Annotated in this window: 34 protein-coding genes; 10 read left to right on the top strand and 24 right to left on the bottom strand. The window is 47.1% G+C overall.

Features of this window, described 5'->3' with window-relative positions; translation table 11 throughout:
- Positions 1 to 13: 13 nt before the first annotated feature.
- Positions 14 to 247 (bottom strand): DUF3389 domain-containing protein, encoded by a 234-nt coding sequence (locus tag AND4_RS02605; RefSeq protein WP_009841340.1) that lies wholly within the window; start codon positions 245 to 247, stop codon positions 14 to 16.
- A 1-nt stretch (position 248) separates the two neighbouring features.
- Positions 249 to 698, bottom strand: coding sequence for a hotdog fold thioesterase (locus tag AND4_RS02600; protein ID WP_009841339.1), 450 nt, complete (start codon positions 696 to 698; stop codon positions 249 to 251).
- A gap of 191 nt (positions 699 to 889) precedes the next feature.
- Between AND4_RS02600 and AND4_RS02595 the strand changes: the two genes are divergently transcribed.
- Positions 890 to 1,675, top strand: coding sequence for a M48 family metallopeptidase (locus tag AND4_RS02595; RefSeq protein WP_086026773.1), 786 nt, complete (start codon positions 890 to 892; stop codon positions 1,673 to 1,675).
- Positions 1,676 to 1,746: 71 nt separating this feature from the next.
- On the opposite strand, the gene AND4_RS02590 is transcribed toward AND4_RS02595, so the two are convergent.
- Positions 1,747 to 2,775 carry a site-2 protease family protein gene (locus AND4_RS02590; protein ID WP_009841336.1) on the bottom strand — a complete coding sequence of 343 codons (1,029 nt, stop codon included), beginning with the start codon at positions 2,773 to 2,775 and terminating at the stop codon, positions 1,747 to 1,749.
- Between the two features lie 410 nt (positions 2,776 to 3,185).
- On the opposite strand from AND4_RS02590, the gene AND4_RS02585 reads away from it, so the two are divergent.
- The 9 genes from AND4_RS02585 (at position 3,186) to AND4_RS02545 (ending at position 10,913) form a co-directional block, all read left to right on the top strand.
- Positions 3,186 to 4,439: an outer membrane protein transport protein gene (locus AND4_RS02585; protein WP_009841335.1), complete on the top strand. Its 1,254-nt coding sequence runs from the start codon at positions 3,186 to 3,188 to the stop codon at positions 4,437 to 4,439.
- Between the two features lie 22 nt (positions 4,440 to 4,461).
- Positions 4,462 to 6,870, top strand: coding sequence for a VolA/Pla-1 family phospholipase (locus tag AND4_RS02580; protein ID WP_009841334.1), 2,409 nt, complete (start codon positions 4,462 to 4,464; stop codon positions 6,868 to 6,870).
- Positions 6,871 to 7,003: 133 nt separating this feature from the next.
- Positions 7,004 to 7,213, top strand: a complete 210-nt coding sequence (locus AND4_RS02575; RefSeq protein WP_009841333.1) for a YgdI/YgdR family lipoprotein — start codon at positions 7,004 to 7,006, stop codon at positions 7,211 to 7,213.
- A 277-nt stretch (positions 7,214 to 7,490) separates the two neighbouring features.
- Positions 7,491 to 8,048: an alkylphosphonate utilization protein gene (locus AND4_RS02570; protein WP_009841332.1), complete on the top strand. Its 558-nt coding sequence runs from the start codon at positions 7,491 to 7,493 to the stop codon at positions 8,046 to 8,048.
- Between the two features lie 542 nt (positions 8,049 to 8,590).
- A complete protein-coding gene (locus tag AND4_RS02565; protein WP_009841331.1) occupies positions 8,591 to 8,917 on the top strand; it encodes a hypothetical protein in 327 nt (108 codons plus the stop codon).
- A gap of 131 nt (positions 8,918 to 9,048) precedes the next feature.
- A complete protein-coding gene (locus AND4_RS02560; protein WP_009841330.1) occupies positions 9,049 to 9,522 on the top strand; it encodes a hypothetical protein in 474 nt (157 codons plus the stop codon).
- Between the two features lie 79 nt (positions 9,523 to 9,601).
- Positions 9,602 to 9,946, top strand: coding sequence for a hypothetical protein (locus AND4_RS02555; protein WP_009841329.1), 345 nt, complete (start codon positions 9,602 to 9,604; stop codon positions 9,944 to 9,946).
- Positions 9,947 to 10,094: 148 nt separating this feature from the next.
- Positions 10,095 to 10,412, top strand: coding sequence for a hypothetical protein (locus tag AND4_RS02550; protein ID WP_009841328.1), 318 nt, complete (start codon positions 10,095 to 10,097; stop codon positions 10,410 to 10,412).
- Between the two features lie 174 nt (positions 10,413 to 10,586).
- Entirely contained in the window at positions 10,587 to 10,913 is a 327-nt protein-coding gene (locus AND4_RS02545; protein WP_009841327.1) for a hypothetical protein, read from the top strand.
- Positions 10,914 to 11,200: 287 nt separating this feature from the next.
- On the opposite strand, the gene AND4_RS02535 is transcribed toward AND4_RS02545, so the two are convergent.
- The 21 genes from AND4_RS02535 to AND4_RS02435 form a co-directional block, all read right to left on the bottom strand.
- Entirely contained in the window at positions 11,201 to 11,524 is a 324-nt protein-coding gene (locus AND4_RS02535; protein WP_009841326.1) for a winged helix-turn-helix transcriptional regulator, read from the bottom strand.
- Between the two features lie 80 nt (positions 11,525 to 11,604).
- Positions 11,605 to 12,837 carry a tyrosine-type recombinase/integrase gene (locus AND4_RS02530; protein ID WP_009841325.1) on the bottom strand — a complete coding sequence of 411 codons (1,233 nt, stop codon included), beginning with the start codon at positions 12,835 to 12,837 and terminating at the stop codon, positions 11,605 to 11,607.
- 1 nt (position 12,838) lies between these two features.
- Positions 12,839 to 13,813: a hypothetical protein gene (locus AND4_RS02525; RefSeq protein WP_009841324.1), complete on the bottom strand. Its 975-nt coding sequence runs from the start codon at positions 13,811 to 13,813 to the stop codon at positions 12,839 to 12,841.
- Positions 13,813 to 14,016, bottom strand: coding sequence for a hypothetical protein (locus AND4_RS02520; RefSeq protein WP_009841323.1), 204 nt, complete (start codon positions 14,014 to 14,016; stop codon positions 13,813 to 13,815). The genes AND4_RS02525 and AND4_RS02520 overlap by 1 nt, the downstream gene beginning before the upstream one ends.
- Complete coding sequence (locus tag AND4_RS02515) at positions 14,013 to 14,354, bottom strand: phage tail protein (protein WP_241210231.1); 342 nt, start codon at positions 14,352 to 14,354, stop codon at positions 14,013 to 14,015. The genes AND4_RS02520 and AND4_RS02515 overlap by 4 nt, the downstream gene beginning before the upstream one ends.
- A gap of 29 nt (positions 14,355 to 14,383) precedes the next feature.
- The gene (locus tag AND4_RS02510) at positions 14,384 to 17,092 is read right to left on the bottom strand and encodes a phage tail tape measure protein (RefSeq protein ID WP_009841321.1); all 2,709 of its coding nucleotides are present in this window, start codon (positions 17,090 to 17,092) and stop codon (positions 14,384 to 14,386) included.
- 111 nt (positions 17,093 to 17,203) lie between these two features.
- Positions 17,204 to 17,767 carry a hypothetical protein gene (locus tag AND4_RS02505; RefSeq protein ID WP_009841320.1) on the bottom strand — a complete coding sequence of 188 codons (564 nt, stop codon included), beginning with the start codon at positions 17,765 to 17,767 and terminating at the stop codon, positions 17,204 to 17,206.
- Between the two features lie 60 nt (positions 17,768 to 17,827).
- Positions 17,828 to 18,316, bottom strand: a complete 489-nt coding sequence (locus AND4_RS02500) for a phage major tail tube protein (RefSeq protein ID WP_009841319.1) — start codon at positions 18,314 to 18,316, stop codon at positions 17,828 to 17,830.
- Positions 18,309 to 19,478 (bottom strand): tail protein, encoded by a 1,170-nt coding sequence (locus AND4_RS02495; protein WP_009841318.1) that lies wholly within the window; start codon positions 19,476 to 19,478, stop codon positions 18,309 to 18,311. The genes AND4_RS02500 and AND4_RS02495 overlap by 8 nt, the downstream gene beginning before the upstream one ends.
- On the bottom strand, positions 19,478 to 19,681 hold the full coding sequence (locus tag AND4_RS02490; protein ID WP_009841317.1) for a hypothetical protein: 204 nt from the start codon (positions 19,679 to 19,681) through the stop codon (positions 19,478 to 19,480). The genes AND4_RS02495 and AND4_RS02490 overlap by 1 nt, the downstream gene beginning before the upstream one ends.
- Positions 19,682 to 19,736: 55 nt before the next feature.
- The gene (locus tag AND4_RS02485) at positions 19,737 to 20,063 is read right to left on the bottom strand and encodes a phage tail assembly chaperone (protein WP_009841316.1); all 327 of its coding nucleotides are present in this window, start codon (positions 20,061 to 20,063) and stop codon (positions 19,737 to 19,739) included.
- A gap of 7 nt (positions 20,064 to 20,070) precedes the next feature.
- Entirely contained in the window at positions 20,071 to 20,868 is a 798-nt protein-coding gene (locus tag AND4_RS02480) for a hypothetical protein (RefSeq protein ID WP_009841315.1), read from the bottom strand.
- A complete protein-coding gene (locus AND4_RS02475; protein ID WP_009841314.1) occupies positions 20,868 to 21,404 on the bottom strand; it encodes a phage tail protein in 537 nt (178 codons plus the stop codon). Before AND4_RS02475 ends, AND4_RS02480 begins: the two co-directional genes overlap by 1 nt.
- Positions 21,401 to 22,051: a phage tail protein I gene (locus tag AND4_RS02470; protein WP_009841313.1), complete on the bottom strand. Its 651-nt coding sequence runs from the start codon at positions 22,049 to 22,051 to the stop codon at positions 21,401 to 21,403. Before AND4_RS02470 ends, AND4_RS02475 begins: the two co-directional genes overlap by 4 nt.
- Entirely contained in the window at positions 22,035 to 23,015 is a 981-nt protein-coding gene (locus AND4_RS02465; protein ID WP_009841312.1) for a baseplate J/gp47 family protein, read from the bottom strand. The genes AND4_RS02470 and AND4_RS02465 overlap by 17 nt, the downstream gene beginning before the upstream one ends.
- 10 nt (positions 23,016 to 23,025) lie before the next feature.
- A complete protein-coding gene (locus tag AND4_RS02460; RefSeq protein WP_009841311.1) occupies positions 23,026 to 23,358 on the bottom strand; it encodes a hypothetical protein in 333 nt (110 codons plus the stop codon).
- Positions 23,355 to 23,915 (bottom strand): phage baseplate assembly protein V, encoded by a 561-nt coding sequence (locus AND4_RS02455; protein ID WP_043991429.1) that lies wholly within the window; start codon positions 23,913 to 23,915, stop codon positions 23,355 to 23,357. Before AND4_RS02455 ends, AND4_RS02460 begins: the two co-directional genes overlap by 4 nt.
- Before the next feature lie 4 nt (positions 23,916 to 23,919).
- Positions 23,920 to 24,372 carry a hypothetical protein gene (locus AND4_RS02450; protein ID WP_043991428.1) on the bottom strand — a complete coding sequence of 151 codons (453 nt, stop codon included), beginning with the start codon at positions 24,370 to 24,372 and terminating at the stop codon, positions 23,920 to 23,922.
- 10 nt (positions 24,373 to 24,382) lie between these two features.
- Complete coding sequence (locus AND4_RS02445; protein WP_009841308.1) at positions 24,383 to 24,907, bottom strand: hypothetical protein; 525 nt, start codon at positions 24,905 to 24,907, stop codon at positions 24,383 to 24,385.
- Positions 24,879 to 25,214 (bottom strand): hypothetical protein, encoded by a 336-nt coding sequence (locus AND4_RS02440; protein WP_009841307.1) that lies wholly within the window; start codon positions 25,212 to 25,214, stop codon positions 24,879 to 24,881. The genes AND4_RS02445 and AND4_RS02440 overlap by 29 nt, the downstream gene beginning before the upstream one ends.
- Positions 25,207 to 25,542 carry a DUF2190 family protein gene (locus AND4_RS02435; protein ID WP_009841306.1) on the bottom strand — a complete coding sequence of 112 codons (336 nt, stop codon included), beginning with the start codon at positions 25,540 to 25,542 and terminating at the stop codon, positions 25,207 to 25,209. The genes AND4_RS02440 and AND4_RS02435 overlap by 8 nt, the downstream gene beginning before the upstream one ends.
- Between the last annotated feature and the right edge of the window lie 28 nt (positions 25,543 to 25,570).

Raw genomic sequence — 25,570 nt, 5'->3', positions numbered from 1 at the left:
TCAGGTCTGCTCATTATTGAACCTTGATACCAATTTCTTGCGCCAGTTGGCATAATTGATCTTCATCGTCGAGCTTGATCGACCATTTGGTTTCTGCGCCATTGGCCAAGACGACGTTTGCGCCACGACCAAGTAGCTGAACGGCATCGATTTGAGCTTGTAATGTGACCATAGCACTTCCGGTTAGCTTAATCACGATTTCATGCTGTGTTGCGATGAGTTTTCCTAGGGAGAATTCAATCACCATGTTATTTCCCCTCTTGTTGGCTCAATGTTTCTTTAGGATGCTTTACCGCCATGGTCAGCCGGCTTGTACACACTAAGCGCTCCCGTTCGTCAGTAATTTCAATTTGCCACACTTGGGTTGATACCCCCAAATGGACGGGCTTTGTCGTGCCAATCACATGTCCACTGCGCATGGCTCGAATGTGGTTCGCATTGATGTCTAGCCCAACACAGTAGCTTCCCTCACCAACACAGAAATTTGCGGCAAGGGAACCGAGAGTCTCTGCGAGCACAACTGAAGCGCCACCATGAAGCATACCGAGTGGTTGGTGAGTAAAACTGCAAACAGGCATGGTTGCAGTAAGGGAGTCATCCGTAAAATCGGTATAAACAATTTGTAGGTGCTCCATCAAGGTGTTTTTTGACGTCGCGTTAAGGATCTCTAAATCGATTGGCTTTTTCCAAATAGTCATTTTTGCTGTTATCTCATCCCGTATCGAAATGGGTAATGTATCAATGCAATTTGAGCCTAGCATAGTCCTGAACGTCATTTAACTTCAAGGACAAACGTAATTCTCAATGTTATCAACATAATGACTGAAGGTTTCTTTACGAGGAGTTATACTACGGGTACAAAATAGAAAATATTGATATGGACCCTATCATGAGAACATGGATTAAAGCCTCTGTGCTTTTCACAATTGTTGGCTTAACGGCATGCAGCTCTTCGCCGACTGGTCGAAATCAGATTCTTATGTTTTCGGATCAAGAGATGTCGTCTCTTGGCGCTCAGTCTTTTGATCAAATGAAGCAAGAGATACCGATAAACAAAGATAAAAAGGTTAACGCCTACGTTCAATGCGTTGCGAAGCAAATTACTAATACGATTCCACCTCAAGCTGGGTTCCAGAATTGGGAGGTTGTGGTATTTGATAGCGACCAAGTTAACGCTTTTGCCCTACCCGGCGGTAAAATCGGTGTTTACACTGGCTTACTGAAAGTCGCGAAAAACCAGGACCAGCTTGCGACCGTTATCGGTCACGAAGTCGCCCACGTTTTAGCGGACCACAGCAACGAGCGATTGTCTCAAGGCCAACTTGCTAATGCTGGTTTAACCTTGGCAAACGTGGCGCTCGGTGCATCTGAATACAAAGAATATCAACAGATGACTATGGCTGCACTTGGCGTTGGTGTGCAGTATGGTGTCATTCTTCCCTATGGGCGAAGTCAAGAATCAGAAGCAGATATAGTCGGCTTGGGCTACATGGCGGAAGCGGGCTTTAACCCAAGTGAAAGTGTCGATCTTTGGAGGAACATGGCCGCTGCAGGAGGTGGCCAGCCACCTGAATTCTTCTCAACTCACCCATCACACAGTACTCGTATCAAAGATTTGCAGGCCACCATAAAAACCTTACCTGCGGCGAAGGTGAAAGCACCAAGGTGTGGTTAGCTGGTTTGTTAATCGGCATGGGTAAAGAAAATAAAAGCGCTGTTATGGCGCTTTATTTTTATGAGTCGGCATTAAGTGCCTAGGATCTGCAACGGCAAACTTAATAAGCTATCGCCAAGCCCAGCGAAATACCAAATAATGGCGACAAAGCCACCGACAGAAAGCAGATACCAAGCAAACGAGAAGAGCTGGCCATAGCGTGTGAGCGGCAATAAATGGCTGTGGTGACGAGTTCGCCATTCTATGACCACCTCAAGCATCCCCATCATCAACAGAAAGCCAAGTAACGTTAAGCCAAAGGTATAGCTTATATAAATCCCCAATAATGCGGTAATAATACTGCCAGCCAAGCCTATCCATGTGTTCATTGAAAAAGTGATACTTTTAAGCACATGTCCGCCGTCTAATGGCAAAATTGGCAGTAGATTAAACAGGTTTAGCAAGGCGTTAAACACTGCCAAACCAGCAAAGATCATCTCCCCCGTCATCCAATACAGGACGGTGAATACTATGCTTAGCACCAAGCCAAAGAATGGCCCCATTATAGAGATAAACACATCTTGCCAACGTGTGTTTATCTTCTCATCGCTGAGTGCCAAACCACCAAAGAATGGAATTAAGTAAATGCCTTTGGTCTTCATCCCAAAATACTTCATCGCACGGATATGACCGTATTCGTGGAACACCAGACACGCAAGCAAAGCCAATGCAAACTCAATCGAAAACAACCAGCTATAAGCTGCCAAACTTGCTGATGCCAAAACAACTTTAATCACTTTGGCACTTTTAAGCGCTTTCATGCCAAGTGAAGCAAGGCCAATTAAGCTAAAACGTTTTTCTGTTGGTGGTGCTTCAACGGGTACTTGGCGTTCAATGTCTTTCTCGTCCCGAGAGCCTTTCGTTACCATAACCTCATTGATGCTTGCTTGGTATTTAAAATTAAACGGTTGCCAACTTAATTCACAGTGCAATTTGCAATGTAAAACTTCCTTTCCGGATGAAAGTTGAAATTCGTGCAACGATTTTCCCGTTTCATCATCACTGGCTGCGATTTGTGAAACCAGAGTATTATCCCAGAATAGTTGTTGCCAGCCCGCCATTGAGCCTTCCAGCCTCAATGGTTTTCCTAAAAACGCAATGTGTAGTAATTCCAATTAGATTTCCAATGCGACAAACACAAAGTGCGAATTATGCCTGTAATAATGGATAACGGAAAGCATGTAAACTACATGCAGTTGCTTATCTTTTAATCATACAGGCGGCAAAACAATACTGGTCATACCATTCACCAAAAAAATATCACGATAATACATAGGTTTGTTGAATGTGGTTTGACCTAGGCATCAAATTTATAACCTAATACAGGTGTACCTTTGACAATTCAACAAACATGCAATTAACATTATCTTTACATCTGGCTGATAATCCAATTAATAGTGGCCATGTGTGAATATTTATATCAAAAACAAAGACTTCGGTCTCTCATAATGACACCCTAGGAGGGTCAAGGATGAACAAGAAGCACTGCTCTCTGCTGACAATGTCAATATTGTTCGCGTGTAATGTCCATGCTGCAGGTTTTCAGGTAGCAGAACATTCGGCATCTGGCCTTGGTAGAGCATTTTCAGGTGAAGGTGCGGTGGCTGATAACGCCAGCGTTCTGGCACGAAACCCAGCTGCGATGACACTTTTTAAACAAGCTCAATTTTCAGGCGCACTGTCGATCGTCGATCCTGAAGTGAACGTCTACGATACTTATCACAAAGAAGATGCAAAAGACGTTGCCCCACTGCAAATCGTGCCTGCGGGTTACTACATCAGCCCAATCAATGACCAATGGTCTTGGGGTATTGGTATGTTCACAACCTATGGTGTCGCAACCGATTATCCAAATGATATTTCTGCCGGTGATATGGCAGGCGATACTTCCCTACTGTCCGTTAATATTAACCCTAACCTAGCTTACCGCATCAATGAACAGTTTAGTGTTGGTGGTGGTATTAACCTAGTTTACGCCCATGCAGAGCTTACTCGTCACAAGGGTGAATTAGCCCCCCTATTTGGTGCTGGTGGTAAAAAGTCTGACAACCTAATTGGTATGGAAGGTGACACAATCGCTTGGGGCTGGAACATTGGAGCACTCTACGAGTTAGATGAAAACAATCGTTTTGGATTCGGCTACCGTTCTAAAGTTGACCTCGATTTTGATGACGGCGAATTCAGCAGTTACGATTCAGGCAGAGCGACCGCTCCTAAAGTGGATGGCCGCTTACAAATTTCATTGCCTTCTATCATCGAGCTTTCAGCCTTCCACCAACTTAACGATCAGTGGGCTATTCACTATGGTTGGCAACAAACGGATTGGAGTACTTTCAAAGAGCTGAAAGCAACCAGCCCTCAATGTAATGATAATGGAGTCGCTGGCCAATGTTTCTACAAACCAGAGAAATACGAAGACAATAACCGTTACTCCTTCGGTGGTACCTATACGCTAAACAGCGAATGGACGCTTCGCGCGGGTATTGCCTATGACGAGCAAGCAGGTAAAGCGACACTTAGTATCCCTGACAGCGACCGTTTCTGGTACAGCGCAGGTGTGACATACGCAATGAAAGAAAACTTAACATTAGATGCAGGATTTGCATTTGTTAAGAGTAAATCAGGCTCGTTTACTGAAACCAACGCAGGTAACCGTGATATCACGTTCGATTCAGAAGGCACTGCATACATCAGCGCTGTACAGATGAATTACACCTTCAAGTAATCAGGATTAACGGAGTAAACCAATGAAACATAAATTTAAATTATCAGTGTTGTGTTCATCGATCCTACTTGCAGGTTGTTTCGATGATACATCAAGTTCTGGCACATCAGATACCGTAACATTTGAGCCAGCCGTGCAAGCGTTGCTGGATCGAAACACGTCGATTAGCTTTACCTTGCAAGGCGCGGATTCAGACGTTCCCCCCCCATCGTACTTGTTGATGGATAGCTCAGACGGAACACTTGGCCTACCGACAGGTGGCGATGGTACGCTCACAAACCCTCTTGCCGCGATGAACACAATGGATGGTTGGTCAACATCAATGCCAATCGTACTTAACTTTAACGGCGACGGTTTCACAGATGGTCTTGTTACGTCTGGCATCAGCGTGATCAAAATTAACCAGCGTCTTACGGATTGGAATGGCATATCAAACCCAATCGAAAAAGTAATGACTCTTGGAACTGACTTCGTTGTTCAAGCGAGTGGCAATTCGTTGTACATCCAATTCATGGACTCACTCGATCAATCTGGTGAGTATATCTTTGCTGTGACACAAGCCATTGAGGATGCCAACGGTAACCCAATTGGTACATCAGGAAGCTATGCGATAGGTAAATCAAAAGAAGTCGTATACGAATCTGGCGATCTTGCTTCGGTACAAGCTGCAACCACGGCAGTTGAAGGCATCTTCGGTATTGCAGGTATTAACTCTGCCGATATCGTTTACTCGTCATGGTTTAGCACTCAGTCTGTAGGTGAAACGCTTGCTGCCGTTAAGGGTGTGACTGCAACTGGTTTTGCTACTGGTGCAAACACGCTAAACACGGTTTACAAGAACGATGCCAACGAAGGCGCTGTCGATCTCGCAACTGCGTACACAATGACATTGGGTACGACTCAGGGTTTTGTAGCAGCATTGGATGCAGATCAAGACTTCAATAAGTACATTAGCGATCTCGATGCCGCTAAAACGGCTATTAAAGGCTTGTATCAAGGTGCTGGGGTAAATGTCAATGTTACTCAAGGTGTGGTACGACTGCCGTACTACCTAGAAAAAGGGGCAGATTGGAACATGCAGCCTATGGTTTCTGCAATGCCTAGTCTAGCGAAGGTAAGCGCAGCTTTGGCCGATCCCGCAGAGCAGTCAAACATGGTTCAACAACTATCGAGCGGTGTTTTTGCTGATGATCCTGTTGATGTAACTAAGCTTGAGACGGATACAACAGAGCAGTTAAAACTGGTTGGCTCTAAACTGTCTCTATCAGACGGTACACAGCTGGATAGCGACCGTATTATCACTCGCTACTCACCAGTACCTGCCGTCAAGTCTTTAGAAGATGTAGAGTTCCTGCTATTCACACCAGAAACAAAGATACCAACTGATGTCGTGATCTATCAACATGGCATCACATCAGCAAAAGAAAACGCGTATTCTTTTGCATTCAACATGGTGAAAGCTGGCGTTGCTGTAATTGCAATCGACTTACCTATTCACGGTACTCGTAGTTTAGACGAGCAGCGCTCAGCAAATGCAAATGTACTCGCTTATTTGAACCTGTCTAACCTAGCGGTAGCGCGTGATAACCTTCGTCAAAGCGTGCTCGATGTTCTGGGTCTTCGTGCAAGTCTAGCGGTATCAGCGCAAGCAGGCCTTCTGGCAAGCGGCCCTCTTAAAGGCTTCAACCCAAGCACAGGCTCAAAAGTGAAGATGCTTGGCCACTCACTCGGCGGTATTGTTGGTACATCAGCGGTTGCTTCGGCGAACAACACATTGGGTAGCCCTAAGGCAGACGCGTTGTACACATTTAGTAGTGCTTCAATCCAAAATGCAGGTGGCCAAATTGGTAACTTACTCCTTGGGTCATCTAACTTTGGTCCTCAGATCAAACACAACCTTGCTTACGCAGCATCACTAGGCTATGCGAGCTACGCGGATGCATCATGTGCAGAGCTGTCCGATAAAGCGTGTTATGAGGCATTTGAACAAGTCGCTACTGAGCAGCAGCTTAATGACCTGAACTCAGGTTTCACGAGCTTTATTTATGCTGCGCAAACCACGTTAGACACCGTTGATCCATTCACTAACGCGAGCGACTTAATGTCTACTGGTTCACTATCAACACCGTTCTTTATGACAGAAGTAGACGGTGACGAGACGGTTCCGAATAACGTTGTTAACGCACCGTTTGCCGGCACTGAGCCCCTTGCGAAGAAGCTAGGTTTGAAAACGGTAAACAGCGCTGACACGGCGGTGAATGCGACCGCAAGCTTTGTTCAATTCAACGCAACGGCGTCACACAGCACGTTTGCTTCTCCATCAGGAACGCTGGCTGATTTTGATCATTACGTAGAAATGCAATCAGAGAATGCTGACTTCCTAATGAATGACAGCCTGACAGGTGTCAGCAACCCTTCAGTGCTCAAGTAATCACTCAATCGCAAACCAAGCCCAGTTTTGACTGGGCTTTTTCGTTTCTGCGCATTCAAAAACCGCTTATGCATCCTCTGCTATAGTTAAAACGTTGTATTTATCTAACTCACTTGTTTGAAAGGAAAATACTATGCGCGTATTGACCGTGATTCTCACTGCACTATTTCTTGTCGCCTGCGGTAGCAGCCAATATCTTATGTCGACGAACGAAGGGAAAGTCATTACTTCTCATGGCAAACCGGATTTAAATGAAGATACTGGTATGTACGAATATAAAGACGCTGATGGCAAAGAAATGAGCATCTCGAAAGACCAAATAGTACAAATTATCGAACGATAAACCGCTTTGCCCCCTTAACTTCGGGGGCATTTTTCACTCATTTTGAATCACTTTTCCTGTAACCAATAGCATAAAGCAATGTAACTGATTCATCGCACTAAGCGCTCAATAGGCCTATCTACATTCTCGTTATTATTTGTTAAGCCAATAATTTACATCCCCATTCTTTTCAGGTTGGAATATTGTAAAATCTCGCCTTTAATTCTCTAACACCCTTTTATTTCTCAGGATAAAGTGGATAATACCGCCACTAAAAACATTACATAGGTGAGTCCTTATGTCTATCGAAGCTACTCTGCTTGCTCGCTGCGAGTCTAAATGTGAACTGTGTTCTTCTGAATCCCCACTAACGGCTTACGCTGTGCCACCACACGGTAACGTAACGGTCGATACAGCTATTATGGTTTGTAACAACTGTCATGGTGAGATCGAAGATCCGAAAGACATTAACCACTGGCGCTGCTTGAACGACAGCATGTGGAGTCAGGTTCCTGCTGTGCAAGTAACAGCATGGCGCCAACTTACTCGCCTAAATACAGAAAGCTGGGCTCAAGATGCTCTTGACATGATGTACATGGAAGAAGAGACAATGACTTGGGCGATGAAAGGCATGTCTGCTGACGATAAAACGGTTGACTGTAACGGCACTGAATTGAAGAAAGGTGACGACGTAACGGTGATTAAAGACCTACCAGTTAGAGGTACAAACCAAGTGATTAAACAAGGCACGGTGATACGTGGCATAAGCCTTGGCGACGATCCGAAGCTTGTTTCTGGTAAGGCAAATGGTGGTCAGTCAATGTACGTGATCGCCGAATACTGCCGTAAAAAGTAGTGGCTGTTTTCCAGTGAAAATTTAAGAGAGGCGCTCGCATTTTTAGAGCGCCTTTTTTGTTTCGGCGGAATATATTGCCCCATTCTACCCCCAAAATAGCCCCAATTCTGCCCCAAAGCCTTTGTTGGGTTTTGCTTTCTGCCCCAAAGATTTGTGACACCTTTTTTATCGTGAAAATTCATTACTAACTCATTGATAGTATTCAACTGTTCAAGGCAAGAAACTATGACAAGACGCCGCTTAGACGCACATATATTTGTCTTGAATTCCAGTTCTGTGCCCCAGTAGAGTTGGTAAATTCAACTCAAATTGCCCCAATCTGCCCCAGAGAACCACCCTGTCTTACCCTTTGACAATCCATCGACCTATCATGCGGAGGCATCAAGGTTATGAGCAGTAAAGCAATCTCATACCCCTTATATATCATTAAGCCATTGATCTATTGTTGAAATAGATGGCAAAAGGCGGCATTATTCGCCCTCAAATGCGCAGGATTGCCTAAAAGAGTTGCTAGGTTTATCGAGTATTTTCGGAGGAATAATATGAAAAAGATGATGTTTATACTTTGTGGGTTACTTTCTACTGGTGTTCAAGCGGTAGCCTGGAGTCCACCACTTGAAATAAAAGATATTAATGCTGGTTATAGGGATGGATTTATCATACTTACTACCAAATCCTCTTTTTTTAATCCAGAAAGCTGCACGAATGGGGCATACGCTATTCATCCTGACGATGCAAATGTTGATCACAGTTTGAGTCTACTTTTATCCGCGCAGGCAAGGAATAAGAAAGTAAGAGTTGCCGTGAGTGGTTGTGCGACTAAGGTGACCAAGTATCCTAATGTAACAAGGATTAGGTTGAGTGATTGATTAAATAAACATAACAAAGTTTTCAAACCGACACACAATGCGTTGATTTTTGTTTTTAAGGTGGTATGCGGATGCTTCGGTATTGCGTGCCTCACACCTTAATACGGCGTTATATTTTACTGGAATCCCCCATGCTAAACATAATCGAAGAATGGATTGATTTAACGAACGAAAGGTTTTCTAGCCAACGAAAAAGTTGTTCGTTGCTTGCGCGTCAGTTCGCCGGCTTTTACTCCGATGAATTTCTAGCTGACTCATATTTTGTGATCGTTGATAGTCTCCCAAAGCCAGATTTCCCAGAATTACGCGAAGCGGGCTTAGGTGCCTTTCTTGATGAGGAATTTCAAGGTATTACATACAAGAACACTTATTATATTCTATCGACAGTCGCTGAGGACCTAGGACTGCACTTTCACGAGTTAGTTCATGTTGCTCAATGGAAAACTCTTGGCGCTCCCGGCTTTTTGCAACGCTACATAGCCGAGGTTCAAAGTGTTGGCTATAAAAATGCACCGCTAGAGAAATTAGCTTATGAACTTGAGTATCACTTTTCTCAAGGTGGGGAAAAAGTTGATGTCCCGAGCTATGTAGAAAATAAAATATAACAATCTGCTCAAGACTGATTCACAACGTGTGGCATTTTTGCCACGGTTTTTTTAAATACGTACAAAGGTAATTTATAGTATGAAAACATTAATAGGTGCCGCCGCATTGCTATTTTCCATTAGCGCTAATGCAGCCTGGCTTAACACCACAGGTACGATAACAAATTTAACTACATATTCGAATACAGAAACTGTGCTAGTTGCTTTATCTAATGTTGGTAGTGATATATCTGCATGTTCAGATAAAACAACATTTGCAATTAGTAAAAGTATCTCTCCTGAAGCTAGAGCTAGAATGTATTCAATGTTACTAGCTGCGCAGGCCTCAGGTCGTCCAGTTGTGGTGTCCTATTCTGATACCGGTGGTTGTGAGCCATGGGGCACAAATCAAAACGTTTTCCGTCAGATTGTAAGGCTAAGGTAGGCAAACTACTTACAAACGCTTCAAGCCGGATTCATAACGCATGGCATTTTTACTATGCGTTGATATTAGTGTTTAAGGTGGTATGCAACGGCTTCGACATTGCGTTGCTCACAGATTAACAGAACGTTATATTTTTTAGGAGTTAAGAATGAGATTCTCTATTGCTGCAGTTATTTATTTAATGAGTTTTAATGTGTTTGCTTGGTCTAATTATTGTGGGAACGTAGACAAAATGTTCACATGGGTTGGAGGCGGCGATACTTATGGTGTGTGGGTACTGCTTGACAACAATCCTTCTGCTTGTCCAGGTGGGTTCTATTTATCCCAGCAAGGTAACAATAGGGAGCTTGTTTATAGCTTTTTACTCTCTGCAAAAATGGCCAAAACCCCTATTTGTATACAAACCAACCCTGAAGTATCAAAAATTTCCGATCGCTGCAAAATTAACTATGTTGTAGATAAGTAGTCCAAGTAAAAGATATAACAAAAGCTTCAAGCCGGATTCACCACGCATGGCATTTTACTATGCGTTGGTTTTGGTTTTTAAGGTGGCACACGGGTGCCTCGGTATTATGCTGCTCGCCCCTTCACAAAGCGTTAGATTTTATTAATAAAAAGAAAGCTAAATAAAGGAGTTAATATGCGTTTGTTTTTATGTTTTTTAATGGTGTTTTCATCAACAGCTTGGGCCGGATATGATAAAAATACTGAAGGTAATATTACCCATATATATACATACCCAAGTGGTTTAGTTTTATTTAAGTTGGCGAACCAACCAACATCACACCCATCATGTAACCCTGAATATTTCGCTATTGGTTCGGACTTAAAAGAGGCCGCTGCAAACAGAATGTTTTCGAGGCTACTTACACTTCATACCTCTAAAACTCCGGCTTACATTGGTTATGATAGTCAAGGAGACTGTGCGAATAGATATATCAGAGTGCACAATGTGGGTGGAAAATAAACCTAACAGTCTTTTAAGATTGATTCGCAACGCGTGGCATTTGTACCACGCGTTTTTTTTGCAAACAAGGAGTTTCCTCCCCTGCGTTACGCATCACGCTCAGCAGTTAAGCTCAGTTTTCACCATTAAGCGCCTTGCCAGTGGTGGTGGCCATATGACCCGAAAAATTTTCATTTCGCGAGCTGTAGCCGCGTTTGAATTCCTGCAGCGCCCAGAAGAACCTATGTGATTGATTTGTAGATATAAATCCCCCACCCCGTTTCGCCCTCATCACGGCGTCAGCACGCTTAAACGCTCGTCTCTTTGAATGTGGAGCGGCAAGAAATCAAACGACGATACCTAAATTCTATTCCTCCAAAATCCAATCCAACATTTGTTCTTGCCAGATAACATCTCTGATATAAATTTCGTAAATTAGAACTTGCCCAACTCGGTGACAAATTACATCGTTCAGAAATTTGTTGCGCTGTCACTTCTTCCCCCTGTTTTATCGAATCCAATACCTTTAATTGTGTCTTGCTTAACTTCACCCATTTCACCTGGTGCGGAGCAAGTTGCGCAGCGGCCACTAAAATGTGATTCAGCTCACCTTTTTGCTCAAAATTACCCATGCTAATACTGTCCTCTGCAATTAAATTTTAAATGGCGTTTAGTTGTTGATTTTAATGATGAATTTGAAGATGAAGATTTTTTAAAAATCAGGTATATAACAGCTTCGCCAGCAATTTTTTAGCCACAAATGATAGGTTTTAAGGGCTTCTGACTTCTGCAGTTCGATGTGAGTGTGAATGTACGCTTGCTCGAGTTTTCCCTTGGCGTGATTCAATAGTGTCTCTGCAACCAGGTAATCAATACCAATGTCGGCCCATACAGTCCGTGCGAGCTTTCTTAAGTCGTGAGCGGTCCAATTCCCCTTCGCTACCGTCTTTACCATCTGAGTTGCCGTGGCACTGGATAGTGGGCTTCGATCGCGCTTGCAGGAAGGAAAGAGGTTGTTCCCTTTATAACCGTTGGCCAGTTGCCATGCTTTGTAGGCTTGCAGCAGAGTGACCCATTCATCGGTCAGTGGGTATATGATCTCTTTCCTTGTCTTTGTGTCACGCACCGGTATTCGCCACCGCTTGGTAACAAAACAAACGTTGCACCACTTCGCCTTACGGGTTTCTCCAATCCGCGTTCCGTGGCTAAGCATCATCAAACACAACATTCGGGTTAAAGGCTCGGCATCACCAAATTGCTGCAGTAAGTCGGGAGTGTGGCCAACGAGTAATTTACATCCTTTCGGCTGGATTTTGGCCTTTAGGAAGTCTGTAAACACCATGTCGTTAAGTGGATTGTGTCCAATCTTGTTCATCTTTTTTGCCCGGTTAAAGGCCACTTTTAATGCCTGGAAGATGGAGCGAATATAACTGATTGAGTACATCCCCTCACGCAAGGGCTTCATCAGCTGCTTTTCAACTTCACGATGGGAAAGCCCGGCAATCTCCACACCGTGAAGACAAGAGATAAGGTGATTTTCAATCATGGCCTTGAGTGAAGTAAGGCGGCCTTTTGATATGAGTCCGCTGCGAGCTTCCATATCTAAATACCAGACCAAAAGCTCATCGACGGTAATAAACTCATTAGAGCGAGCTCGAACACCGGTGGAGAGTTCTTTTACGATGTGCTCCACCACTTCAGGGATGAACTTGGCGCTTAAGTTTGGGTACTTGCCAAAAACATGGGCAGTTTGCTTACCGCCGCTGTACTCATAAAAGACCCAAGAGCCGTGCTCTCTGTTTTTCTTGTAACGCAAATACACCGAGTATCGTTCGTCCTTCAGCTGTCTCACATGACGGCGTTTTGAATGTCTTTTGATCTGCGCATCAGAGATCTTACAGCGGACCGTCGATGTGTAATGAACGCCAGAATTCAACGTGATCATTCTATTCCCCCGTTAACGTGGCTTTGATGCTCATTCGCCTTGGCTGTAGACCTTGGCCAGAAAACGAAACACTGTCGATTGAGCAGGTTCCTTGAAATACGCCAGGGAAAGAAGTGTCGAGAACCAGCAAACCCTCGGCAAACACAGCGGGATTGGGCGGCGCTTCTATGCTGAGTTTTCGCCCCTCTCGCTGCAGTTTTCTTAGTTCGCTCGCACACGCTTGCTCTGCCTCCTGCTTACTATTTCTGTCTTTGCCAATGGTTCGAAACGGCGCTTTCCCTTTTCTCACTTCTTGGCGCGTGCCATCTTCAGTTGAAAGATAAAAGGCCTTAACACCAGTGACATCCGTACGACCATCAAGGTCGATGCTGACATTAATGAAGTTCGGTAGCTGGGGATTGTTCCCGTTTGGCTGTGACAACGTCACTGCCTCGATGTCTTTGCCACTGGCACTTTTCGCCTCGCCTTTGGGCGCAAATATAAAGCGGCCATCGATGGGCTTGGCCACCGCATCGTATTGTTTGGCAAGCCGGTACAAAAACGACGGCGTGCTTTCATCGGTTCGATCGAGATGCGCGATTTCAATTTTTTGTAATCTCGGATGCACAAAAGCTTGAAAGCCATGAGGAGCAACATTGTCTGCCACGACTTGAGCCAGGGTTGTGTTATCCCAACTCATCGATTTACGCTCTCGATATCCGGTTTCGTCTTTGATGCTAAACGGAGCAACAGACAGCACCAACACCACCTCACGGGGATGCAAGCTAATAGAACGCTTTGATATTTGAAATTCATCACGCAGCACGTCACCCAAATAGACCGAGTACTGCTCACCCTTTGGTGGAATGCCTTCGATATCATCAGAATTGATCGTCAATGAGAGGCTGTCCCCCTCAATGCCGTTGCCATCTGACAAGCGCCAAGATTTCAGGCGAGCCAATAACAGCTCGCTATTTTTACCGATAAGTTTGAACATCAGTCCCAAGACCTCGTAACGGATTGAGTGGGTTTTACTGTCGATATTTCTGGAATAGAAACGTAGGTATCTGCAGTGAAGATTTCGCCTCGAACGTGCGGATTGAGGCGATAAAACTCGACTTCTAATTGATCACTGTCTTGGCCTGTTTGTTTGAAAAGTAAGTCGGTGATCAACTCGCCTTTGTTGGCTAATCGTTTCATCCTCGATACTCCAATAATTGTAAGGACACGTCTGTCACCATGGCGCGGCCATCATGGATAAGTTCGCTTCGCCCTTCTTTGATCTGCTTAATAGTCCAACGGCCAAGGTTAAAGCCCTGACCATCACTGACCTGTTGAGGCTCATCAATCAAAGCTCGCATGGCATCCACTGACTTCGCCGAATGGTATTGCAGCCACTTTGCGGTGATGTCGATGGTTTCAAGTGGTCTGCCGGTTCGTTCAGAGCGCGCATTATCAATCAGGCCAATCTCGGAATAAGCGCCCACCGTCGTCCTATCAAACTTGGTAATGGGCGTTTTATCTCCAACCGAAAACACGAATTCCCCGATCACTAAATGATGCATAGTTACCCCCTATCAATCGCTGATACGCTGATGGAATCATCGATGGTAAGCCCAGTGAAAACCTCGTATTGGGCCTTCATTTGTTGTTCGATTTGAGCACTGACCTGGGCCGCAATTTGTTGTTCGTCCATGCCTGGTGCGGCTTGAATGGCCACATCCGTTTTGAACGTGACGTTGGGTGTTACGCGGGCGTCACTTCTCTCTTTCTCGACCAACTTTTCAGAGACGGTTTCTGATGCCATGAGTTTGTCATCTGGAGCATCTAACTTGTCGCCAAACCATCCCCCAAGCATTTCGCCGCCGAGATCGCCAATCAGCGAACCCGCAAGGCCACCAATCACAGTACCCACACCAGGGAAGATCATGGTGCCAATGCTTGCGCCAAGTGCCGCGCCGCCCATGCTGCCAAGCAAACCACCACCTTCGGTCATCGCTGTTTTGGTGTCACCCTCAGTCACGGCAGTCGCAATGTTGCCGGCACTGATTGCCATATCTAATGGCCTAAGCAACTTACCAACCCCTAACTTACCCGCGCCTTGGGCGATATCGCCAGCCAATCCGATGCCGTCTTGCGCCATGGCGATTGCAGGTGTCATGGCCAACGCACCTCCTCCTAGTGCCAAGGGCAATGCCCCGTTGTTGGCAGTCATCATGGTGCCAGCTACGTTGTAGGCTCGCGCTAATGGATTTCGTGATCGCAATCTGGCCGGAGGCATTGTTCTTCTTGACCGTCGACCACTGGTACCGCGACCAGAACCCATGTTCATCATGGTTTGATTCAATCGACTCAGTTGCTTGGTTGCGTACGCCGCTGCTCGACCGCTTTGTTGTGTCTCGCGGTTTAAGCCCTTTCGAAACAAGCGCCCTTTATCCAGCGTGTTACCAAAGATAAGCGAAGCGGCTTTGCCGGCTAACATCGCGCCTTTTAATGCGATCAAGCCAGCAACGCCAATGCCCACTGCAGCAGTCACGCCCTGGTTCGCTTCAGCAAAGTCCGCTAATAAAGTGATGCCATCACCCAGAGGCTCGAGCACCCAATTAAGCGCCGGTAAAAGCGCGCTGCCAATGACCACGCTTAGCCGGTTCACTTTATTGATGAATTGAGAGATGCCGTTTTGACTGGTGTTTACCCTCGCCTCATATTCGTCTTGTAATGACTGAATATGAATATCTTGCCCTTGCTTGGCCAACGTGAGTGTTTTGCGAAACAGATCCGTGTTTCCCGCCAATGACGCCACCGCCCCTTTGGCTTCCTCACCAAAGATTTGAGTGATGAGTGCGCTTTGCTCTTCTAATGGCGCATCTTTTATCGCTTCAAGCACTTGCAGTAAGGTACCCGAAGCATCGTCTTGCATGGATGAAGCGAGACTGACGGAGTCAAAGCCGATGGTGGATAACGCGGTTTTCTGCGCTCTGGTTGCTGCGCCGCCAAGCGTTAAGCGACCGGAAATATTCTTAAGTGCGGTTGCCGAGCGCTCTTCGCCCATACCTGCAGAAAGCATCGACGCCGAAAGTGCAGCGGCCTCTTGAACGGAGAACCCCGCCATTTTGGCTGACGCGCCTTGGCGAGCAATTACACCGGCAATATCTTTGCCTTTTGCATTCGAGTTGTTCGATAGGTGGTTGGCGAGACCAGCAAGGCCCATCGCCCCGTTTTGATCTAATCCTAACGCCGCTTTAAACACCGCGAGCGTCTCACCGGCTTGTTCAGCTTCCATATCAAAAGCGACGCCCATTTTCGCCGAGTCCAACACAAACTGTTTAAGCTCGGATTGGTCCTTAATGCCACTTTGGCCACCCGCTGCCAACATCGCATTGATGTCATTCGCGCTCATCGGGGTTTGCGTTGACGTTTTCAAAGCCCAGCTGCGCATCGAGCTGGCTTCTTCTGGTGTCATATCCACGACTTTCTTCACGTCAGCGAACGAGCTTTCGTTCTTCACCGCTGACCACACCGACGCTGCAATAGGCGCAGCCGCCATTGTCAGTGACGCCGCTTGCCCACCAATCTCACCCAATTTGGCATCGCGGCTATCAATTCGTGACTGAATTGATTTCATCTCTTTCAAATGACGATTCTGTCTCGCTATTGCCGTGGTGGCTTTATCGGCCTGCGCTTCCAGTTTTCGTTGCTCATCACTTAAACGCTCGGTCTGTATACCCGAAGCCTTTAATGCCGAGCCTAAACGTTTGAGCTTGTCGCTTTGCTTAGATTGCTTGTCCGTCAGTTGGGTGACGCGCTTACTCGCCGATTTATAAGCCAGGTTAAGCTCATTGGTCCTGACCTTGCCCTGATGAATTTCATCATTGAAAGAGTCGAGCCGCTTTTGCGCTTCATTAAGACGGTTTTTTAATTCAACCGCGCCCTCACCCGAGGCCTTTTTCATCTGAGAATTTAGCTTCTTGATCTCAGATTGGGTTTTGCTGTATTCGACCCTAAGACCCGATGTGCGCTGCTTATTTTCCTCGAGTTCTCGCCCCAGTTTCTCAACATTGGCTTTCGCCGTATTAAGTTGCCCAGCCAGTTTCCCTGCGCTTCTCTTCGCCGCCTCAAACCCGTTTATCTGTTTGAGCTTAGTGTTGAGCGATATCACCTCACCGCGCTGCTGCTCTAATGCCGAGGTAAGACGCTCAGTGGCGGTTGTGGTTGAAACAATCTGCTCTAAACCGTGTACCGCCGTATTGAGAACGAGGTTGATTTTCTCAGACATTATTTACCCCAAGTTTGGACAAAATGAGCTCATATCGACGCACCGCAACATCTTGTGGCCATCGCCTTAATTCAGATTCAGAGGTATTTCGATGCATGGGAATAAGGTCAATTAGGTTTTCGACGTCATTGGGCGAAAGTACGCCGCCGATTGCTGAAAAAAAGCGCCCACCTGCGGCTTTAACGCCAGGTAGTCGTTAATGGAAAGGAAGTTAAGATCGGACGTTTGCAGACCTGTGATCACCTCAAACATGAAGTTTTCGCGCTCTTTATCTTCTGTCAGTTCGGCTAAGGCTTCAGAGTGCGCTACCTTTGGAATAGTGAACGTGATGCGCGTGATTTTTTCACCGACCTCATTTTCAAAAGGATGCAGTAAATCAAAGCCGCCAGACTTGCCATCCAGGACATCGCCTTGGAGCTCGTCGGATGGCTTTAAGATCAAATCACAAATGTCTTCATACAATTGATTAAAGTCCGGTACGGCTAAGGTCTCAAATTCTTCTGGCTTTAAATCACTGCAGGCCATGATCACCGCTTTGCGTTGCACAAAGAGCTGCTTAGGTGTCAGCTCTTGCTCGGCTTCGATGTGCGGAAGTTTTCGAAACTCGGTGACGGTGATGGTATTAAGAGCCACGCTTTCACGGGCGAAGAACGTCAGTTTACTTAGGTTTTTCATGAATTTTTTCCAAAAAAATGCCCCCATGATTGGAGGCAAAATACGGATTGAGTTAATGGGTTAACGTATGCCCGCCATTCCCATAAGGTCGGTACCACCAATAATGGTTTTCCCTGTATCGACATTGATGTCGTGCACGACCGCGCCAGTGTCGGTCAGCTTATACGCTTTGCAGGTGCCCTCGATGGTAACGGTCGGTTTCTCGCCCATTTTCACTGCGTCTTTCTTGATATTGGTGATCGGCCCATACATGGAATACACCTCCACGTACTGAACCTGATCTGTGTCTTTTCCCTTCTCCGTGACGTTCACCTGAGCGTTATCCATAAAGAAACGGCCCAGCGAGTTTTGGATTTTTTTATGGTCGCCACGCACTTTCAGCGTCCACTTAAGCGGCTCGAGCCCCACGACATCCTCAGACTGAACAAAAGCGCCCTCGTTCGATACCGTCTTGGTCTTAATATCCACCGGAGTGAACTCGACGATTTCGTTCATCATTGGCACAGATTCAACCTGCGCCGCGATCCGCATGCGAATACGATCAGCCATTAATCACCTCTTCTAACCAGGTTTCGATAAGGCCGTTATCCACGCTCATTTCATACACCATGTGTTCATTCGGTGCATAGCGGCCATAATTGACACACAAGTACCAACGCCCAGAGGTATAGTTCTCTAGATTGTTTTTACTTGGGTGTAGGAATGCTTTAAAGACGGGTATCACGCCTTGGGCGACGAGGTTTTGGCCCCAGTTCGTCAGGCGATCGACAACTTGGCCCATAAACTCCTCGGTAAGCTGTTTGCCCATCAGTGGTTGGCTGGTTTCCTCTAACTTACGCGCCATCAAATCTTCCAACCCAACATGAGAAAGAAAGCGGCCCGTGTTTGAGCGGTTACCAATGATAGATACGCCCCCCATTCGAGTACGCGCTATCGTCACCACGCCATGCTTATTGAGGAAATTGGCTTGCGTGGTCTTGTCATTGATTTTGTATGACACATTGCGAGCGGTTTCATCGCAAAGCACGCCGCGATTTTGCGGGCTTTCCCACCCTTCAACTGAGGCCATGGCAGCCACCAAAGCAATGGAAGCAGGCATGAGCGATTGCACGCCGTCGTAGGTTTTCAAAAACCAAGGGTCGATGATCGCAAGCTTATCTTGCCCAGTTCCCTCTGAGCCAAATTCAGCTGCAAACTCTGCCGCCGCCATATCATTGGTATTCGGTCCATCGAGCACCGGACGGCAACGAACGTCGCGCCCGATGAGCGCAAGTTTTTGACCCACCGCTTTCGAGTTAAAGCCAGGAGCTGCAATAATGGTCGGCGTCTCTGCGCACGCTTTCACGGTTTCAAGGCCTGTGATGGCGCCCGTTGCGCTGTTCACTGTGCCAATAATGTTGGCTTCTGTTTGAGCTGCGTTGGCCGTGGCTTCCACAACCGTGACGTACACAATGCACTTTACGTACTCGAGCAAGTAGCGAACCACATTGGGTAAGGTGCCTTGTCTGGTTCCATTGCTATCAAGCGATAACATCGCATGGCTGTAATTCCATAAACGTGTCGGCTCGTTATAACTCAAGCTGGCGTTCTTGTTTGGGGCGGTACCGGTTAAATGCACCACCTGCAGCGCAAGTGGGCCCATGCTTGGTTGCGGCTCAATGGTGTTTACTTCTACCCCGTTGAGCTCAAAATCTTGGATTGGCGTGAGCATTATTTACCCTCTCGCTGCGTGGGTTTAGACGACACCTTAGCTTCAATGGTTGGTCCTATTTTCCTGTTTTGGATCAGGAAAGCGGTTTGCTGAGGAAAAAGGTGAATGGTTTTTTCACTTGGGTACACCCAACGACCATTGAGTCGAAACGCCTCGATGATCGGGTACTCCAGTGTTTTCGGTTTGGGTTTAGCGTTGTTCACCGTACTTAGCTCCAATAAATTTGAATGTAAAAAAACCGCCAGATTAAGTGGCGGTTTAGGAGGTTGGCTTTTCTGGCCAGACGACGTCATTGGGGTTAGAAAAGTTTTGAGGTAAGTCCCGCAGTGCTTGGCGGTAACTTGCGAACGCCACCTTCTTTTCTGGTGTGATCGGCGCATCGCCTACTTGGGTAAAGTCCGTTTGCGCGAGCCTTGCGTTACGAGCGGATAGGATCTGCTCCCAAAGCTCTGCGTGTTCAGCCTCAAGGCAAATTTCAGCAGCACGTTCTTGACTAAAGCCCATCTCAATCAAAGTCCCAAGCTCTGCAGGAACATTGAAAAGCGTCTCGCCATTAAAATAAGGTAACTCTTTGATATATTTCATGCCGCCCTCAGTCTTTTTTTGTATAACGTGTATCGTTATAGAGCGTGTAAGCGTGGCGAGTCTCTTCGTAGTCAGACCCAAGAAACGGGTCGTCAATATGATACGCTTTCACGTGCCAGTCAATTTCAAAGGCTTCATTCGAATATGGCCCAGTCGAAATTTCATTCTTCTCTCGGCTATACCTCAAACCGCCATCAAAACTTTTTGTGACATGGTAAGTCAGCCCACCTCTTAGGTAACAACCACCATTACGAGAATGATTCACAACCTGTCCGTCTGTATACCCTGCATACAGTGGCTTAGCGCCAGTAATTGGCCTTGCAATACATTTCATCCCAAACTGGATTGCTCGCACCGTTTTTCGATAAGTTTGTGAAAGCCGTTTGATTTCTAGGTAATTCGCATCCCCATTCCATGGGTTTCCAACGCCTTCGATTTGTAGGTTTAGTCCTGCTATGTGAACAACTCCCTCTCCGAACGGCGATCGATGGCTGTCTTCCGGATATCCTCTACAAATAGTAATTTGCGTGTTTCCTTCTTGATTACCTGGTATGGCCCACCAAACCGGAAAGAAATAGTCTGTACTTAATCCCGTTAAATCAATCACCGATTTATATGTGCCCTGCCCGTTAATGTCTTTTGCCTGAACCTCGCCACGCCAGCGTTCAAAGTCATCTTTGGCTTCAATCACTTTTTGGTCAATCTCGCCCATCTTCCCTGCCACCTCCTGCGACAAGGCTTGTGAGGCGGCGGTCTGCTCTGCCGAGGTTCTTTGTAACTCCGTGATTTTCTGTTCAATACTCATTAACCCAACTCCGTTCTTAATCGCTCACTGAGCAACAGTTGCTGATGCGCAATTTTGATTTGTGTCGTGCCTAAAGAAATCGTGGCGATGGCCGCATTCAGAACCTCTTCAGACATCAATAAATTCACGTTCTCGGTACCAACCTCGATGGTCACGCTGCCACTTGGCAGTGGCGACACGTCCAACGTGAACTTTTGTAACCAGCTCGAGTTCGCCGACTTGTAAGTCAGCAAGGTGTTTGGGGCGGAATACACCGCCAGTAAAGTGCCGGATTCTAAAAAGAACCCCACTTCACGAACCTCATACTCCTTGTCGCCTCGAAATACTGCCCCCATTCGCAATTGCGTCGGGCTGAGATCTTCCCAATCAGCGATAACCTCTCGCTGCAGTTCATTTGCAAGCGCGGTTTGGTTTGCGGTTGGCGTGTAGCTGCGATCGCCCACGGCAATGTATTTGATTGCCCCTTTGAGCCCTTGGTTACGAGCGCTGATAAGCTCGGCAAGGCCCGCGTCAGTGTATTGCACGATATAACTCATGCGATTGCTCCAAATTCAACATCAGTGGAAAAAATTAAGCGTGTTCCTGCGCCCCAATATAAGGGAGCAAAGCCAGGTGAAACATCGCGTATCGTGCCTGTCATTGACTCATCCACACATAGCACTTGATAACCGGCGCCAGAAAACGCCAACCCAGAATCAGTGCCAATTGCCATGATCAAATCAATGGTATCGCGCTCCGATTTGGTATTTTCAATCCGGCTTAAGACTCGATGTGCGGCTGATTTATCTATCGGCGTCTGTCGCTGCCGCGCGATGCACTCAATATGATACGGTGCTTGGCGTGGTTGCATTTGATGCCAGGGCGTGACTTCGACATCGCAATCAATCGCGTCCAGGGCAACCGACAAACCAAACCGCGTGCCCGCTTTCCGGTGAATTTCAAAGGCTCTGTCGACGGTTTTACGCTGGCTGTCTAACGTGTCCTTGGGCTGCCAATCTCTTACGCCGCGCTCACCAGCGAGCAAAGCCACAAAAGCTTGGTCGGTGAGTAAGGGCTGTTTGAGATTCGGATACGGACAAGAAGTCGATTGAATCAATTCAGTCCAGCCATACTCCAAGGCCTCTTCAATCAAAGACGCATTATTCGGTTGGACCGAGATAAACGCCTCACTCGGATCGGACATTCACTACCACCTCCGTGCAATAAGGTGCCTCATCCCAAGCGCACACCACATCAGCCACCGGCGCTTGCACCTTGGCCCGTTTCGCGCCGAGCTCATAAAAGATATGGGCCACCTCTTCTCGGTCAACGATACTGCCAAGCCTTTGCGCTTTCTCGGCAAACTGCCAAGCCACTGCAACTGCGGATTCATTGTCGACTTCATTGTTTGGGTCTGCCCCTGTAAAGAGCGTCACTTCAATGCGATAAGGTCGAGGCGTGACCGCTTTAACGGTGACCTCGTCTGACTCCTGCGCGATATCATCACGGTTTAAATACTGCCTTGCTCTTTCCAGCAAAGCCGGGCTAGGTACACCGTCTGCTGATATGCGGCTAAGCAGCGCGACACACACCTTGCCAGAATGTGGCTCGAGCATTCGCGCCTGCGCATCTTTAATTGGGTTGGGCAAAGCCGTTTCAGGAAACTCATAACGCATCATTAAGCCGTCTTTTTCTGAGCTGACTGTAATGGTTGGCCGTTCTTCTAACGTCATGGCATGAAAGCGGTATCCAAGCCGAGTGCCGGTGGTATGAAACTGAAAAGGCGCTAAATCAAACCGCTGCAGCAAGCTTTCATTCGACTCCATCACAGGCTGCTTGGCGGGGAATACGGAATCATCCCCCGCTTCGATAACTTGGCGCTTTAGGCTGTATTGCAGCGCGAGTAAATCCACCATTTCGGTATCGGTCACGTATTTACGAAACATCTGCATCGCTTGGTGATTTTGCTCTCGAATTTCAGCGGTGCGCTTTAAAACAAACGCCTGTGTCACCTGAGCAAGAAGCTCACCCTGATTATTAAACGCCTCGCGTAACTGTTTGGCTTTGTCTTCATCTCGCTGGGCGCAGTACTCCACCGCGTATTCAATGTATTCACTGAGCAGGGTCTCAAAGTTAGGCTCAGTGAAAGCCTGTGGTCTATCGCTCATAGCACTCCGCTCACAACACGCCGCTCAACTGCAAAGGTTCGCCGCGCCAGGTTCCCGAGACTTTGACTCTAAAGCCATTCAAATGTGGGATAGCTCGGCACTGAATACCCTGATAATCCGTTAACCCATTTAATGGATTCGATAAGGCCTCGAGCGTCAGGTTTTGAACGATCATGGCCTCGGTTGGGGTCTGCTGCTTGCCAAGGCGTGAGACGGCTCGATTGCCGACACCTCGTCGTTTGACTCGGGAGTGGATCGCCGTTGTCAGCACCTTTGCAAAGCGGCAGTTTATCGCGCTCGCACCGGACACGGCTTTGCCTGTTTGGGGATCGATACCTATCATTGCTGCTCCTCCGTTGGTTTGGTTTTCGCTGGGCCAGGTACCACGCCAGGGTGTTCGTGCTCGTTATAAATTTCTCGGTCCGCTTGCATCGAGCGGGTATGGTCGGTGATGTCACCCGTTGCTTGATAACTGCCGTCTTGCCATGTGTCACCGTAAATCTTTACGCCCCCTGGATAACGACAAACCATCGAGCCATCATCGAGGTTATAAAGCTCCGACATGCCGTTGCCATAGTCCGTCATCACCTCGTTCTCTTTGGTGGTTGGGCATGGGAAGTTAGTCGACGGTAACCCCATTAACGCGACGGCGTTGTTTAAGCTGTCACCGCTCCCAAGGTTGATAAGTAAACACTGCTCATTGACGGACGGACGTCGATACTGGCTGACTCGCCCAGAAGCCAGCACAAAAAAAGGGATACGCTTTACCAGATTATCCCCTGTCTGAATATCCACGGTGGTTTGCTCTGCGTTGGCCACAACCCCCAAGCGGATCAGGTTTGCAGAAGCGCGATTGTTCTCTTCTAGCTCTTCGTGCAGCTCAAGAACCTTCTTTTCCAACGCACTAACGTGTTTCATCAGTTTGACTAGCATGGTGACGACTCCCCTCTATGCAATGCCAGCTCTGCTCGACTGGGCCTAATCGAATTCGCTGTTTCATGGTGACGGTGCGAGCAAACACGCCGTTTTGTGGATCAAATTTACTGGGCAAATTCGACACCACCAACGCCCCTTCCAAATCACTCGATACGCCAAAGCGCTCATTCAGTAATTCACGTTCTAAACGGGTTGAAGCGTCCAGTGCTTCTAAGTCAAAACCATCCATGGATAAAGGCACCTCCACCAAGAAGCGCAATTCAATCTCATGAAGATGTCGCCCATCGTTGGCATACTCGTTGACCGGCTCTGCCTCCCCGATGTGATAACTAATGGTGGTGTTGGCCAACTCTATTGCTTGTCGCCGATACACGGTTTCTATCTTGATTGAAAGCCGTTTCTCTAAGTGGCTAACCACCAGTAACACCCACTCACGTGGCGAGTGAAAGAACCTGTTTGAATTCACGATGAAAAAACGCCTCAAATTTACGATTAATGTCTGGCAAGTAGTTCTCAATGATCGCATCTACGTCATCGGCAATATTGAGTTCTACCTTTTCAATCGACGATCTCGATTTACCGCGCCGTCGCCATACCAAAAGCTCATCGCTGTTCATCGGAGAGATAAACGCGCCGGCAAAAAAATGCTCACCGACTTGGACACCTAAGCGTTTTTGCACCGGCTTACCCATTCGGTGAACCCCAATGTCGCGCACACCAATCCACAGCTTTGAAGACTTTCCGTTTTTGTAGACGCGAAACCGTGAGCGCAGCGCTTTATTGTCGATACTTAACTCGTAGCCAAGCTCGGTCATCGATACGCCGCGTAACCAACGAGACGTCAGCGCCGCGGCTCTCAGCATCACTTTGGGGAGCTCTTTTTCAAACGCCTCATAGCGACGAATAAACTTGGTATCTAACAGCGTATTAGATCGGCTGAAACTCTGACCACCCATGCTGCGCCCCTTGAGTATCTAACACCATCACATACTCTCTCATGAGCTGGCTTGTCGAGCGGCGGCTTTTCACGGCCGCATCAAAGACCAACCGATAGCGTTTATCGCAATAAAGCAGCGTGCAGCACTCAGGCAGCTCAGAATCCGTTACCAGCAAACGCACTTGATTAACGCCCTTCTCATGGCTTCGAATGTAACCGATCACTTCAATCTGCTGCCCTTGTGGCGTCAACACCACCATGGCACGGCCAAAGCAGCGTTGGATAGATTGTCGAATAAGATCTCGAGCCGATTCAAAATTACTCATTAACGAACTCGGTGATGAGGCCGCCCGTCAGCAGCACGCCATCTTCGATGAACACGCCAACAGGTTGAGACACATCCCCAGGTTCGGTGGGTTGTGTCTTGGTAAATTCGCCGTCTTTGAAATACGCTGGCTCAGAGGTAAAGCTCACGCTATCACCCGCTTTGATTGGTCCATCAAAATGACCTTGTGTGTAACATACCGCCGTGTCGCCAGCTTTGGCGGTAAAGTTGGGTACCACTAATAAAGACCCAAGTAAACACGGCACATCCTTAATAAAACCACCCGCTGGCACGGGCGCTACAATCTTCTTTCCATCGCTTAAACGCATATTGTCACCATTAAAAAAGGGCAAGCCA

The organism is Vibrio sp. AND4, from assembly GCF_000171815.1.
GTDB lineage: Bacteria > Pseudomonadota > Gammaproteobacteria > Enterobacterales > Vibrionaceae > Vibrio.
The sequence above is the reverse complement of the archived record's forward strand: the minus strand, read 5'-3'. Positions and strand labels throughout refer to the sequence as shown.